Annotated in this window: 14 protein-coding genes; 5 read left to right on the top strand and 9 right to left on the bottom strand. The window is 37.4% G+C overall.

Going from position 1 to position 14430, the window contains the following annotated elements:
- Positions 1-27 precede the first annotated feature (27 nt).
- Together E4O07_RS08420 and E4O07_RS08415 are read left to right on the top strand one after the other, a co-directional pair.
- A complete protein-coding gene (locus E4O07_RS08420; protein WP_253685009.1) occupies positions 28-618 on the top strand; it encodes a hypothetical protein in 591 nt (196 codons plus the stop codon).
- A gap of 136 nt (positions 619-754) precedes the next feature.
- Entirely contained in the window at positions 755-1165 is a 411-nt protein-coding gene (locus E4O07_RS08415; RefSeq protein WP_253685008.1) for a hypothetical protein, read from the top strand.
- A gap of 155 nt (positions 1166-1320) precedes the next feature.
- On the opposite strand, the gene E4O07_RS08410 is transcribed toward E4O07_RS08415, so the two are convergent.
- Entirely contained in the window at positions 1321-1734 is a 414-nt protein-coding gene (locus tag E4O07_RS08410) for a bacteriohemerythrin (RefSeq protein ID WP_253685007.1), read from the bottom strand.
- 56 nt (positions 1735-1790) lie between these two features.
- Entirely contained in the window at positions 1791-2891 is a 1101-nt protein-coding gene (locus E4O07_RS08405) for a hypothetical protein (RefSeq protein ID WP_253685006.1), read from the bottom strand.
- Between the two features lie 34 nt (positions 2892-2925).
- Between E4O07_RS08405 and E4O07_RS08400 the strand changes: the two genes are divergently transcribed.
- From E4O07_RS08400 to E4O07_RS08390, 3 genes are all read left to right on the top strand, one after another.
- Positions 2926-5331: a Lon protease family protein gene (locus tag E4O07_RS08400; protein ID WP_253685005.1), complete on the top strand. Its 2406-nt coding sequence runs from the start codon at positions 2926-2928 to the stop codon at positions 5329-5331.
- Between the two features lies 1 nt (position 5332).
- Positions 5333-6529: an exodeoxyribonuclease VII large subunit gene (gene xseA / locus E4O07_RS08395; protein WP_253685004.1), complete on the top strand. Its 1197-nt coding sequence runs from the start codon at positions 5333-5335 to the stop codon at positions 6527-6529.
- A 112-nt stretch (positions 6530-6641) separates the two neighbouring features.
- Complete coding sequence (locus E4O07_RS08390) at positions 6642-7070, top strand: hypothetical protein (protein ID WP_253685003.1); 429 nt, start codon at positions 6642-6644, stop codon at positions 7068-7070.
- 55 nt (positions 7071-7125) lie between these two features.
- Here the strand turns inward: E4O07_RS08390 and E4O07_RS08385 are convergent, their stop codons facing one another.
- The 7 genes from E4O07_RS08385 to E4O07_RS08355 form a co-directional block, all read right to left on the bottom strand.
- Positions 7126-8973 carry a TRAP transporter large permease subunit gene (locus tag E4O07_RS08385; protein ID WP_253685002.1) on the bottom strand — a complete coding sequence of 616 codons (1848 nt, stop codon included), beginning with the start codon at positions 8971-8973 and terminating at the stop codon, positions 7126-7128.
- A gap of 15 nt (positions 8974-8988) precedes the next feature.
- Entirely contained in the window at positions 8989-10017 is a 1029-nt protein-coding gene (dctP, locus tag E4O07_RS08380) for a TRAP transporter substrate-binding protein DctP (RefSeq protein ID WP_253685001.1), read from the bottom strand.
- Between the two features lie 2 nt (positions 10018-10019).
- A complete protein-coding gene (locus E4O07_RS08375; RefSeq protein ID WP_253685000.1) occupies positions 10020-10988 on the bottom strand; it encodes a TRAP transporter TatT component family protein in 969 nt (322 codons plus the stop codon).
- Positions 10978-11238, bottom strand: coding sequence for a hypothetical protein (locus E4O07_RS08370; protein ID WP_253684999.1), 261 nt, complete (start codon positions 11236-11238; stop codon positions 10978-10980). The genes E4O07_RS08375 and E4O07_RS08370 overlap by 11 nt, the downstream gene beginning before the upstream one ends.
- 66 nt (positions 11239-11304) lie before the next feature.
- Entirely contained in the window at positions 11305-12561 is a 1257-nt protein-coding gene (locus tag E4O07_RS08365; RefSeq protein WP_253684998.1) for a methylaspartate ammonia-lyase, read from the bottom strand.
- A 38-nt stretch (positions 12562-12599) separates the two neighbouring features.
- On the bottom strand, positions 12600-13637 hold the full coding sequence (locus E4O07_RS08360) for a threonine aldolase family protein (RefSeq protein ID WP_253684997.1): 1038 nt from the start codon (positions 13635-13637) through the stop codon (positions 12600-12602).
- Positions 13634-14344: a cysteate racemase gene (locus E4O07_RS08355; RefSeq protein ID WP_253684996.1), complete on the bottom strand. Its 711-nt coding sequence runs from the start codon at positions 14342-14344 to the stop codon at positions 13634-13636. The genes E4O07_RS08360 and E4O07_RS08355 overlap by 4 nt, the downstream gene beginning before the upstream one ends.
- Positions 14345-14430 lie beyond the last annotated feature (86 nt).

Raw genomic sequence — 14430 nt, 5'->3', positions numbered from 1 at the left:
AGCAATTTGCCTAGGCGGTTATTTTATATGATGAAAAATAAAACTATGATTAAAAAATATATTGTTGAAGCAGCGGCAATTATTTTTATATATGCTTTCACATTATTTATTTTTTTACTTTTAGGTTATGTAATAGTAAAGAAAGATATATTTTTATTCCCAATACCGATTTTAATCTTATTCTTTAAAAAAAGCAAATCGCGAAAATTAATATTGACAGAAAACAATGTAGGTGAATCTCTAAAAATATTGATAGCTATAAGTATTAACATATTTTGTGTTGTGTTTCTATTTATATTTGCTGCTGTAACATCAATATTATTAAGATCAATATTTATTACCAAAATTATATTGACGGCTATTATAACGATGGTAGTTTTTATGGATTATTATTACCAATCCATTGGATGTAAATTTTGTAAAATTAATTTTAAAACTTTACAGTTTCCTGTATTGTTAAATAATATAGTTGGTATATTATATACTTGTATGATAATACAACCTGTTTTTCTCCTTAAATTATTCGGAGGTGCTTTTATTGGTATGGAGGTTGTTTTGCTTTTAGTAAAAAAAACAACTTTGATCTTATTTTGTTTTTATGATAGGGCAGTTGATTAGGTAAAATATAAAAACAAAGATTATGATATATAATTTTATAAAAGTCCTCAGATAGCGATTGGAAGGGAGCAAAATAAAAGGAATTGAAGAAATGAAATATATTAAGTATTTTATATTTATTAGTTGTATTTTTACAATGTCATGTGTATGTTTTATGGGGAGGGAAGATGAGGAACCATGGACTCATCTTATAAGACGGGTATATAAAATTAATGGAAGTGAAATAAATGACAATATTCTATGGGGATATGATGCATATTTTCATAAGTGTAAGATAAGGTTTAAGGGCAAGGTCTCCGGAAAAATTAGGATAAGAATATACGAAAGCCCTGAAGATCATAAGAATGATTCATCTTATAGAGAATATATCTTTAATGAGGGTATTATAAACCGTGAAGGCGGAGGAGAATGGTATTCTGAATATTGTATAATAAAAATAATTCCTGAAGATGCAAGCGTAACCGGCGAGATAGAATTTGCTTTTAAGGCTTTTGCTTTTAGCCAGGGTAGGGCATCGGATATTGATAAAGAAAAACGAGGGAACTAAAAAAGATGTGTGATAAGTATTATGGACGATTAACAGTATGAACCCAAAACTTTGTATTTATCCACAAACAAGTTACAGGACTTTCCGAATTAGAAGTGGAGGCTCTATAAGAATCAGCCTTTTTGAAAATAGATCGGCTATAAAGTCTTAAGTTTTTATTTTTTATGTGCAAAATAAAATTTTGCCCATTCTTTATCTGAAATTAAGATATGGTTAAAAAGCCAATCGCGCAAAAACCGCACGAAGGTATTTGCAACAAATTGTTTTCCGTTTTGATAGTCTTTTACGGAATGCAGTATTTCCCGTACAAAATCTTCATGGTGCTGCTTATGTTCTTGTATGCCGGGATAGTTAATTTCTTCCATTAGTTTTTCTTCATCCTTAAAATGAATCATCACGTAATCTACAAGGTTCTTCATTACATGGCGGAAGGTTTCATCTAAGGCTCCTTTTTCGCCTAGACATGCCCGGTATAAATCGTTTATAAGCTCAACTAAGTGTCTGTGCTGTTTGTCCACTTGTTCAATATTCAAATCATAACTTGCATCCCATGATACAAAATCATTCATAAAAAACCACCTCAAGAAAAATTATCGGCATTATATTTTTATAAGTAAAATTTAAATTACTTTATTGTACGGCTTGCTCTTAAATTTAGCCATTTTTCAAAGGCCTTTATTGTGTTTATTCGGTCTTGCCGGCCTAAGTCTCTTGAAGAGCCGAGTAAGAGGCTTGCAAGAATATCGTTTCCCCTTATATCGCCTAAGCCTGTTAAACTTTCCTTTGATTGAATAAAAAAGCAAACAGGAAAGAGGGCTATATTTTCCGAAAACTTTAAATCCTTTTCGTTTAAAACAGTGTATGTGCCTTCTTTTAGACCCTTAGGGAGAGGAGTGTCCTCAGAAATTATAAAAAAGGCGCCTGAAAAGGCATTCGGATTTTTGTTGTAATAGTCTAAAAGGCCTTGAATTTGGGCTCCTTCACCGATTAAAAACAGCTCCGTATCTCCAAAAAAACGAAGCATAGCGGACAGATTAGGGGTTAAATCTTTATTGCTGCTGCTTTTCGATGCCTGTGCAGTTTCTGTTTTAAACACCGAATCGAACACGGAAAAAAAGATTTCGGAACTTTTCGGTTTGTACTTATACCCCGGTTTTTTAGGCAGGGATAGGCTTGCAATCTTATACCCCTCATTTAAAAGATATCGGTCAAAGGTTCCGACATATTCTTCATTTGGGAAAGGCGGAACGATTATTATAGCTTCTTTTTCGTTATGGCAGGGTTCCGGTTCATAATAAACCCCTGCTGTTTTTTCTTTCTCATCGGTAATAAAAGAAATCCTTTCTTTTTCGGCAAGGGAGACAAAAACCGGATATTCTCTTTCCGGCGAAAAATAAAAAGCTGCAAAAAAAGAGGCGCCTAGAAGGGCAAGGACGAAAATTCTTAACAAAATTGAAGGAATTGTGTAAAAATTATTAGGAACTTGCCGTAAAAACATTACAAATCTTGAAAATTCTGTTATAATACAGATTATAACTATTAGTGCTGTGGGAATAAGTGAGAAGATTAAGCCTTGGCCGATAATTGAAAGAATTAAGACTATTAAAGATACAAGGGATAAACTTGAGATTGCGTCAGCTGTTTTAAGAGCTTTTGAGAATGGACGAATCAAAGGTAAAATCAACAAAATTAAAACAAGTATTTCGCTGACAAAAAAATCAGACATAGAATCCTCACAAGTACAATTTTAAGGAGCTTACATGACAGACGGTGCTGCAGAAAAATTAAACCTCGATGAACTGGAATTTTCTTTTCCCGAATCGAAGATTAGGGAATTAAAAAATAACGGAGCCGACTCAACCATAGTAGGTCAAGACCGTGCTCTAAAGGCTATTGAACTGGGCCTCGGTATCGAGGGCGAAGGCTATAACATTTTTGTTATGGGTGCGCCCGGAACAGGCCGAAGAACCGTTATATCATCTCTCTTGCAGAATTATAAACCAAATTTTGCAAAAATTCAAGATATAGCCTATGCTTACAACTTTAGCCGCCCGATTGAGCCCATTGCCCTTTTTTTCCCTGCGGGGGAAGGAAGACTGTTCCGCAAAAAGATAAAAAAAGCTATAGGTCATATTCATACTCAGACTCTTGCCCTCTTAAAGTCGGAAGTTTTTTTAGCCGAGCAAAAGAAGATAATTACCCAAACAGATAATGAAGAAAACCTTCTTTTGATGGAATTTGAATCTAAGATGCTGCATACAGGCTTCAAGGTCTTACAGATAAAGGATGAAAACAACCAATCCTTAGACTTAATTCCCATCATAAAGGGAAAAGAAATTTCTTTTAGTGAGCTTCAATCCAAGGCTGCCCGAAAAAAATTCAGCGAACAAGAGCTTGCAGCCTTGCGCGAAAAATACTATGCTTCGCTCGATGAAATGTCCGAGCTCTTTTCTCTTTTGCGGGATAAGCGGATTGAAATGGACGAAAAGCTGATAAAACATCAAAAAGATTCCGTTATGCCGATAATTAAAGATGCACTTGCTCCATTAAGAAAGCTGGTCGATTCCTATACGGCAAAATACGGCAACCCCAAACAAATAGAAGACAATAAAAAGATTCTCCTATTTTTAAAAAAGGCCGAAGAGGATTTAATCAGCAGAATGAATATCTACAGCGCGGAATTTAAGTCTTCGCGGATAAAGAAAAACTTTTTCGGGCGCTACCTTATCAATCTTATTTGTGAAAATAATAAAGATAAAAATTACGTAATAAATGAAAATCTTCCCAGCTTTACGAATTTATTCGGCACTATCGAGTCTCATTCCGATTCGGATGCTCCCGAAATTAACGGGCATTTGCGCATAAGGGAAGGTGCCGTCCACAGGGCCTTCGGCGGCTATCTTATAGTAAGGCTTCACGACTTGCTTGAAGAAGACGACTCTTGGTCCTATTTAAAAAGAGTTTTGCAGTCGGGCAAAATCGAAATACAGATTCCCCCTTCGGGGAACCATACTCCGAGTGTTTTTAAGCCCGAAGCCCTCCCTGCAAATTTTAAGATAATCATAATTGGGGGAGAATACACCTACGATATCCTGTATCAGGAAGACCCCGACTTTTATAAGCTCTTTAAGGTCTGTGCCGAGTTTGATTCGGTAATGCAAAAGAACGATAAAAATATAGCTGCCCTGATTCATTTGACCGAGTACCTTTGTAAAGAAAAAAAAGCTCTCAGCTTCGATGATTCGGGATACAGCCGCCTGATTTCCTATGCTTCAGAGCTTGCAGGTTCCCGGCATCTCCTTACTGCTCAATTTACTAAAATTTCGGATCTCATTATCGAAGCCGATTTTAATGCAAAGCAGCAACAAAAAAATGCCATTTGCGCCGCCGTCTTAAACGACACAATCGAAAAGAGGCACTACCTTCATGCTCTCCCTGAAGAAAAATTTGCAGAGATGGTTCAGCTGGGCGAAATTTTAATAGATGTTTCGGGCTCCAAGCTTGCAAAAATAAACGGCCTCGCCGTAGAGGAAAGGGGATATCATTCTTTCGGTGTGCCCGTTTCGGTTACGGCCCAAGCTTCCCCGGGTACGGGAGGCATCATCAATATAGAAAGGGAAGCCGGCCTTTCGGGCGAAATCTACGATAAGGCCCACCTTATCATAACCTCTCTTTTGCGGGAAAAATTTTCGAAGGATATTCCTCTTTCAATTTCTGCAAGTATTTGTTTTGAGCAATCCTACAGCTACATCGACGGAGACTCCGCTTCTTGCGCCGAATTTTTAGCCCTCATTTCTGCCATCGGAGGCTTTGAGATGAGGCAGGATATAGCCGTTACGGGAAGCTTAAACCAGCACGGCATGGTTCAGCCGGTAGGCGGTATCACCGAAAAGATTGAAGGCTTTTTTAATACCTGTAAAATTTTAGGCTTTACCGGCACTCAAGGCGTTATGATTCCGTTCAGCAATAAAAACAATTTGTTTTTATCCAAGGAAGTCAGAGAAGCCGTAAAGGACGGTAAGTTTAATATTTGGACAATAAAGACGATCGATGAAGGAATAAAACTTTTGTCGGGGCTTCAAGAGGAGATGTACACTTGGATGATTTCTCAAAGGCTTGAAGAGTTTTACAAAAAGGTCAACGAAATTTCTTTGAGGAAAAATTAAGATGGTGCAAACTTATTCCGTATATGAAATTACTTTGCAGATAAAAGAGCTTTTAGAAAGAGGCTTCGGCTATGTTTCGATTGAAGGCGAAATTTCAAACTTCCGCCCCTCGGCGGCCGGCCACCTCTATTTTACTTTAAAGGATGACAAGGCTTCAATTCAGGCCGTGATGTTTAAGGGAAAGACCCGCAGTTTGAGCTTTGAGCCAAAGGACGGCATGACCGTAAAAGCGGAAGGAGCAATTTCGGTATATGAACAGCGCGGTTCTTATCAGATTATTATCGAAGAAATGAGCCTTGCGGGTGAGGGCAATATTTTAAAAATGCTTGAAGAGCGCAAAAAAAAACTCGCCGCTGAGGGGCTTTTCGATTCCGAAAGGAAAAAAGCCCTGACTTATTTTCCGAACCGCATTGCAGTAATTACAAGCCCCACGGGGGCCGCAGTCAGGGACATTATAAATGTGGTAAAAAGACGGAACGAAAAAATCGGAATAGTTGTGCTTCCGGCGATAGTGCAGGGGGAAGAGGCCGCTCCCGCCCTAATCAGGCAGTTAAAAATTGCCGACGAAAAAAACTTGGGCGATGTCATTATAATAGGGCGGGGCGGAGGCTCTTTGGAAGACCTTCTTCCCTTTTCGGATGAAGAGCTTGTAAGGGCAATAGCGGCCTGCAAAACGCCGGTCATCTCTGCCGTAGGCCACGAAATAGACTGGGCCTTATCGGACTTTGCTGCCGACATGAGGGCTCCAACTCCCTCCGCAGCCGCAGAGCTGGCCGCTCCCGTCTTAAACGATATAATGTACTCCATAGCCGTAAACCGCGATGACCTTACACAAAACATCGAAAACCGCCTTGAAAGGATAAGGCTCATGCTGAATAATTTTAAGCCCGATTCCTTGGAACTGCGCTTTAGAAACATTCAGCAGCCCCTTCTTGTACGATTCGACAATGCAAAGGAAGAAATCCTTGCCGGTATGCAGGATAGGTGCCGGGAATTTAAGCAAAAGCTTTTAATTTTAAACAAGATTTTGGAAGGGGCGAACCCTCAAGCTATCTTGGACAGGGGCTACTCCATTGTGCGCAATGCCGAAACAGGCAAAACCATCCGCTCCTTTTCGCAAGTTAAAGAAGGAGAGCTGGTTTTAATCCAACCTTCAAAAGGAACAATTGAAGCTGAGGTAAAAAAAGCGAGGGGTTAAAGCCTCTATAAAATAAACATCCGATTTATTTTTCTACAGCAAAGCTTTTCTTATTCCGATACAATAAAAAGGACTCTTTTACAGAGCCTATTTTTAATTTATGGAGGTTCTTATGAAAAGAACTGTAGGTCTTGTAGTATTACAACTTGCCTTAGCCTTTTTTTTGATTGTGGCAGGAATTTTGGGGCTTATCCGCTCCAGTGCAGGAGAATTGGGTCAGGCTGTTGCTCTTTTGGATGCCGTCTTTAAAAGTCAAACAATAACTACTGTTATTATAATAACCTTGGCTGTAGCCGAATTGATTGCAGGCGTATTTTTGATTGTAGAGTTTTTTTCCGGCGAAATTCGCTTAACCAACGTGATATTGGTTGTTTTTATGATTTTATGGATTGTAAATATCGTTTTAATCGATATTATCGGGCCCATAAACGGCAATATTTTTAGAAGCACTATGTCGGTATTAAATTATCTATCCCAACTTTCAAGACATTTGATGATTTTAGGTGCAATAATCGCCGTAAAAGACAAAAGCAGGGGTTAAGAAATTCCGATTGGCAAATGGCGATTGGCCCATGTCATTCGCCGGCTGTCGCTTGTTATTTGATAAAAGCTGTGCTGAACCATGGAATATATGTAATTAAAAGCAAAATAACAAATTGAATAGCCAGATAGGGCAGTATGCTCTTTACTATTTTTACGACAGGCTTTTTAAATGTATAACTTGCTATAAAAAGATTTATTCCTATAGGCGGTGTTAAAAAGCCGAGAGCCAGGTTAGTTAAAAATATTACTCCGGTATGTACCGGGTGTATACCGAAGCTTTCGGCAACAGGAATTATAAGAGGCGATACTACCAAAATAGCCGAGTATAGGTCCATAATACAGCCTACTATCAAAAGCACTATGTTTAATAACAGCAAAAATAAAATTTTTGATCCGACAAAGGTAATTGCAAGCTCCGAAAGCATTTCGGGGATTCCTGCATATACTAAAAATAGGGCCAATCCCTTTGCGGCTCCTATTATTACAAGGACTCCTCCGGCAACCGGTATACTTTGTAAAACAACTTCAAGGGCTTTTTTTATGCTAAAGTCTTTTCTAATAAACACTTCCAATACAAACGAATATAAAACCGTAAAAGCTGCGGTTTCAAAAAGGCTGAAATAGCCTCCGAAATATACAACTACTATTAGAATGGGGAGAAGAAGCTCAAAAAATGCCGCTTTAAAGCTTTGAAAAAGAGCCTCCCTTGAAAACCTGATTCTTTTTGAGTTTTTATCCTTTATAATTCCTATGGCCATCATCGATAAGGCCAAAAGCACTCCCGGAAGAACGGCCCCCCTAAAGAGGTCAAATATGTTTACGGTCATAAAATTAGTTGCCCCATAGACTATAACGGCCAGACTTGGAGGTAATAAAAGTCCTATGGACCCGGATGCCGTTATAAGAGCTTCCGAGTCATCTTCGGAATAGCCTGAGCCCGTTAAAATTACGCTTAAAATTCCTCCAAGGGCTAAGATAGTTACTCCCGAGGCCCCTGTAAAGGTTGTAAAAAAGGTTGCAACCAAGACTGCTGCAATCACAACTCCGCCCCTTATACAGCCGACAGAGCTTTTTACAAAGTCCAAAAGCCTTTTTCCGGCACTTCCTCCTGCTAAAAGGTAGCCCGCAACCGTAAATAGGGGTATTGCAGCGATTGATGTATCGGTCAAAATATTATAAGTTTCCATGGGGATGCTTTCTACATAGCCTCCTGTGGTCATAAAGGCAAAATATGCCAGACCTGAAAGTACAATGTAAAGCGGCATACCGAAAAGACTGAATACGGCGAATAGAAAAACTATAGCCCAAATTCCCTTTGCCGAAAAAGCTTGCATAAACATAAAAATGTCGCTTAAAACTAAAGCAAAGCCCGAATCGTTTATTTCGGGGTACAATGAACCGAATATCAGATTTAAAAGCCCCAGAATAGAGCCGGTACTTATTAAAAATCCTGCTAATAGCCCTAAAATACTTGAAACTATGCAAGTGTTTCTTTTTATTTCCAATGCAAGCATTATAAAATACATTGGAGGCAGGGCTGAAAAGAAAATTTTTATAGGAATATACAAAACATGATCTTCCGAAGAAAGTATATTGTAGTTCGGGAATACCGAGAAAAATACGGCTGTAAGGATTGCGATATTTGCACAGGATAAAAGCCGGTTGATGATTAGCTGAATTTTTTTATCGAATTTGGAAGTAAAAACTTCTATATTGAGTTGTTTTTTTTCTATTGTTGTTATGATACCTGCAAAACATGCAAAAACAAAGACCAGCTGAACAATCAGGCGTTCATACTCTAAACTATTTTTGCCAAAACCTACGGCTATGTGGACTATAAAAGGCAGTACAATAAGTACTGCCGTAAGAGCTAAAATAAAACCGGTAACTATTTTTTTCATTCTAACATAATATACTTATTTGCGGTATGCTTCAAGCTCTTTTGTTATTTTTTCGTAGATTTCTGTATTTATAAGGTTCGGCATAATCTTTTGAACCTTTTTCATATCTTCATGGAATTCCTTTGTCCAGTCCTTTTTTTGCTGATGGTTAAGGCTTATTATTTTTATACCTGCCTGCTTCATTTCTTTTACATATTGTTTTTCCATGTCCTCAAGGGCTGCATTCAAATTCTTAGTCGTTTTATTCATCGCTTCTAACATTGCCGGTTTGTATTGGTCAGGTATGAGTGCCCAAGATTCGTCCGACATAACAAAGCCTGCCATAATGGGACATAGACGGGCATCAAGCATGTAGGATACATCCTTATATAGCCTGAGTGTGTAAGTAAGGATAGAAACAGATGCAAAACTCCTTGCTCCTGCCGAAGCCTTTAACTCCTGATTAAATTTGGCGGGATCTACGGGTAATACATTAAAACCTGAAATTTTCAGCACATCAGTAAAGTCCTTTGTATCGTTTGAGCATAGCATTTTAATCTTTTTTAGCTCATCAAGACCGGAATATGAATCCTTTGTGTAGAAAGAAAGCCAGCCTACATTGGACCATGTTATAAGCTTACATCCGTTTTTTTGAATTTCACTTTCAAAGGCATATCCGTATTTGCTTAAAATCAAATCAAGTTCTTCTTGACTTTGTATTAAAAAAGGCAGGGAAAGGGTAAAAATTTTTGCATTCGGTGCAAGCTCATTTAGGCCTACGGGAGTTAAAATGGCTCCGTCTATTTGAGGCCTTTGCCCCGGGCGTGAAGGCTTCATTTTTACAACCCCTGCTTTTTCTCCTCCAAGAACGGTCATATCCATAAATCTGACGCTTACAAGGCCCTTGGTTATCTTATTCCACTCTTGGGCTAACTTTTTTAATTCGATATCCCAAGGAGTTCTTGCCGGGGCACTACTTGCAATCTTTAAAACAATTTTCTGTTGAGCAAAGATTCCTGAAACCATTATAAGTGCAAAAAAAACAAATAATAATTTTTTCTTCATTCTTATTCTCCCAATATGAACATATCTTTGTTTTGCTTTAGCCATCCTGCATATCTTTGTGAAATGCTGATGACCAGTTTATTATTCGGATCCGACTCGGGATTGATTGCTAGGGCTTTTTCTATTGCCTCATCAAATCCCTTGCTATCCTGTTTAGGTACACAAAAAGAAAGGGCGTAGGTTACATATATTGAAGGACTTTTTCCTTGAGAAAGCTCAATGGCCTTTTTATAGGCTTTTTCGGCCTTTTCAATACCGCCGCCTAGGCTGTCAGGAGCCGAGGCATAAAATTTTGCTAAAATTTCCCATGTTGCCCCGCCGGAATAGCCCGGATCAAGGCGGCAAACTTTTTCGAGCATTAAGACGGCTCCCTGCACGGACTGTAAGCTTTGAATATCTAATGGGTCAAGGGAAAAGGCCGCTAAAATACCGGCCCCGGCCCAATGCAGGGCTTCCGTGTCGTAGGACTTGCATTTTTTTAGCATTGCTTCTATTTTTTCCGGATTATCGGAGTTTATTGCTTCGGTAAATCCCGGATAGGCCGTATCCAGGGCTGAAAGGATTTTGTTATAACCCCTTTTATAAAATTTTTTTGCTCTTAAAAAGGCCTTATCCTTTTTATCGTATTCGTCATCCGAAAGATAGTTGGCAGGACCTTCCACATAGACATTTGCATACATTATGTAAAGCTCGCCCGTCATTATGGCAAGCCCCCTATGAGCAGGATTTGCAATGTGCATGCCCTCATATAGTTTTAAAATGATGGGAAAAACCTCGCCGACCAGTTCTACATCGTCTTCTCCCGTTAGGGCAGTAATCGGATCAGGTGCATCGGGAACCGGTTTTACCTTTTTTTCAGGTAAAGGAGCCATTGCATTGGCAGCAGAATTGTAAGCCATCTTTTTTATCGAGCAAGAAGAAAAAATCAGGCTTATAATAATGATGAGAGTAAAGATAATTTTATTTTTCATTTTTCCAGTCCTCTATAAATTTTTCGTAGGCTGCAATTGAGGCTGAAAGAGCTATTTCATGTACCTTACTGCGCCCGTCGATATTGTTCCCTTCAAGAATATAAAGGGCATCTAAGGTACCTTGAAGATCGTCAAGAGTACAATCCTTGGAATTTTCGCGTCTTCTGGTTAAAACTCTAATTTCGTCATCAAAGAGCTCGTTAAATTTTTTTGTTTCCCAGTCTGTAATTTCCGATACATTTTCTGACATAGAAACAATATACCCAATTTTGATACTTTTTACAAGAAGCACGATTCCGATTTAAGATAGCAATTGTTAATGTGAAGTTCTTCTGTTTAAAATCGTTAATACTCTCGACATTTCATTATATAAAATCATTAAACCTTCATCGACGCCCATTCCCGGTTTAGCTATAGCTTGGATTGGGCAGGTTGCTAATGCGATATTGGCACTTATCCTTGCTGAAATATCTGTTTCGGTACAGCTGCCTCCTAAAAAAGCTCCAAACCCATATTTATTACAAAGTAAAACAGCCTCAATTGCATTGTTAATACCTCCTAGATCAGGAGTTTTAATGTGTATTATATTTCCTGCTCCGGCATTTATAAAATCGCGCATATCTTCTATTGTGTTACACCATTCATCATTTACAATATCTATCTTTATATCTTCTTTTTTCATAAATTGAGTAAGTTCAGAAACATACTTTATTGTTTTTTCTTTACTGCCTCCATCTATTGGAAATTCTATCCGGACTTTATGATTTCCGGCAACATTTTGCACTTTTTTAAAATATTCACAAATATCCTTGTAGTTATCCGACCCAAAGGCTAGCCCAATCGTACCGTATGTATCAAAATGAAGAATTGGGGAATATTTTTCACCCGGCCGAAGTTCTTTAATTCTACTTAATATCCATTGAATATATTCAAGAAGTTTTTCACCTTCGTTTCCGAGTTTTTCTTCAACATTGTTAATTAGCCCATGCGGCAAAACATCAACATCCTTTAATATCATTTTGTCGACATTTTCATATCTTGAATCACCGGATTGTACGTAAATAGGAATTATATCCTTTGATATTTTTGTTCCATATTCTTTTGCAACAACCTCTGCCATTGTTATATGCTTATATTTTGCAAAAGCATCCAGTAATGCACCTGTTAATCCATATCTAATAGCTGCATGAATTTTCCTCCCGCTCGATTTATCATTCATATTATCACATTCTTCAGCAGCTTCTCTAAATGAAGTAAAGTTTCTGCCGATTATTTTTGGAAGTACTTCGTCATCAATAAAATTATAATATGTATCTGCTATAAACAAGGGATCTCTGCCTCCTGCTCCGGAGTATTGAACAGATACACAATCTCCTATAGCTATTTGTCCATCATCCAATTCCAATATAATTGATATAGATTCACTTCGCTGCCTGATTGACCGGAACCCTTTTGTTTTTATTTCTCCTTTGTAAATAAACCCGTCTGATTTTGCTCCTAGTCTTATAGCCATTTGATCATCATAAAAAAAACCTCCCTGTCCGCGTGAACAGTAAGCATCAATTATTTTCATATTTTAAGCCTCCCATAAATTAAGTATATAAAATGTCATTATTCAAAGACCGATTTACAAATACCAATTGCATTCACAACATCTTCTTGTGTCACATCCTGGTGAAAAACAGCTCTAATGAGATTCTTTTCTACAACACCCAAACACAAGCCGTTATTTGTTAAAATTTCAACAACCTCATTAGCTGTTTTATTTGTTTTTGAAACATCAATCATGACAATATTGCTTTGAACTTTCTCAATATCTACATAAATTTTTTCCAAGTTTTCAATACCTGAAGCAAATTTAAATGCCTTTTTATTGTCTTCAGCAAGTTTTTCAATATTGTTTTCAATGGCATAAATTGCCGGAGCTGTTATAACTCCTGATTGACGCAGCCCGCCGCCTAAAATTTTTCTCATTTCTCGTACTTCTTTTATAAATTCTTTTTCTCCACAAACAACAGACCCAATAGGAGCTCCTAATCCTTTTGAAAAACAAAACATCAATGAATCGGCATATTGACATATTTCTTTTGTTTTTACATTAAGGGCTGCTACGGCATTAAATAATCGGGCTCCGTCCATATAGACATGTACGTTCCTTTTTTTTGCACACTCATATATTTCTCTAATTTCATTTGGAGATAAAACAACTCCGCCTCTAAAGTTATGAGTATTTTCAATACACATAACTTTTACTTCATAAGAACCTAATATAGTTTTTATACTTGATATATCAGGTTTTCCATTATCTTTTAACTTATAAAAAAGAGGCTTAAGATTGGCAATTTTTTTTGAGAATAAAGCTTTTTCCGATCTATAGAGATGCATTGTATCATCTACAAGGATCTTATTTTCTGGTGAACTTAAAGCCATGATCGATACCGTGTTTGCAAATGTACCTGATGGAACAAAACAAGAATCCTCTTTTCCGGTTATATGAGCACAAAGTTCTTCTAATCGGTTCGTAGTTTCATCCTCTCCCTTGCCTGTTATTTCAGATATTCTTCCATCATCACCAAGTTGAGCAGTATTAATAGTCATTAACATTTCTTTTCGAGGAATTGTTATAGTATCGCTTCTTAAATCAATCATAAAACATCCTTATATTTGTTTTTTGCAAAATATACAGCCTGTTTTGCAAGCGCATAACTCGCATCAATTATTGGAACCGGAAGCGTACAGCCATTTAGTAATATCGGGACCTCAGTACATCCGGCAATTATTGTTTCTGCGCCTCTTTCAGCTAAGTTATTTGCAATTATGTTACATTTTTTAGAAATATCTTCACTTTTGTCCCCGCTTTTTACACATCTTATAAAGCTCATAAGTTCTTTAATTTCTTCTGGAGAAGGAGATAATATTTTTATATTTGCTGTTTCATACACTTTATGATAAATATTTGATACATACATAGCCTCACTTCCCATCAAGCCTACGACTTTTACATCAGTTATAGTATTTTTTAAAAGCCATAAAGAAGCCTTCATTATATTCAATACAGGTATATCTACAGCATGTATTATTTCGTTATACCATAAATGAGCAGAATTACATGCAATTATTATAAGGCCGCATCCTGCATCTTGCAAAATCTTAGCTGATTCTTTAAGACCGGGAAGAGGAGATGGCCCTATTCCAAAATATGCCTCATTTCTATCCGGAATTTTTGTATTACAATCAATTATAACACGAACATGTTCTTGATCTGTATTAGATATGTCTAAATGTACTAGCTTTTCGAATAAATCTACAGTAGACTCAGGCCCCATTCCGCCTATAATTCCAATTATTTTTTCCATAAAATTATCCTCCATGAAATTCTAATCAGATAAACAGAATAATTGGGCTCTATTTTTAGCTTATAAAGCAAAGAGCCCAAAGTCCT

It is taken from the genome of Treponema sp. OMZ 798 (genome assembly GCF_024181385.1).
Lineage (GTDB): Bacteria > Spirochaetota > Spirochaetia > Treponematales > Treponemataceae > Treponema_B.
This window is presented reverse-complemented; position numbering and strand designations above follow the sequence as displayed.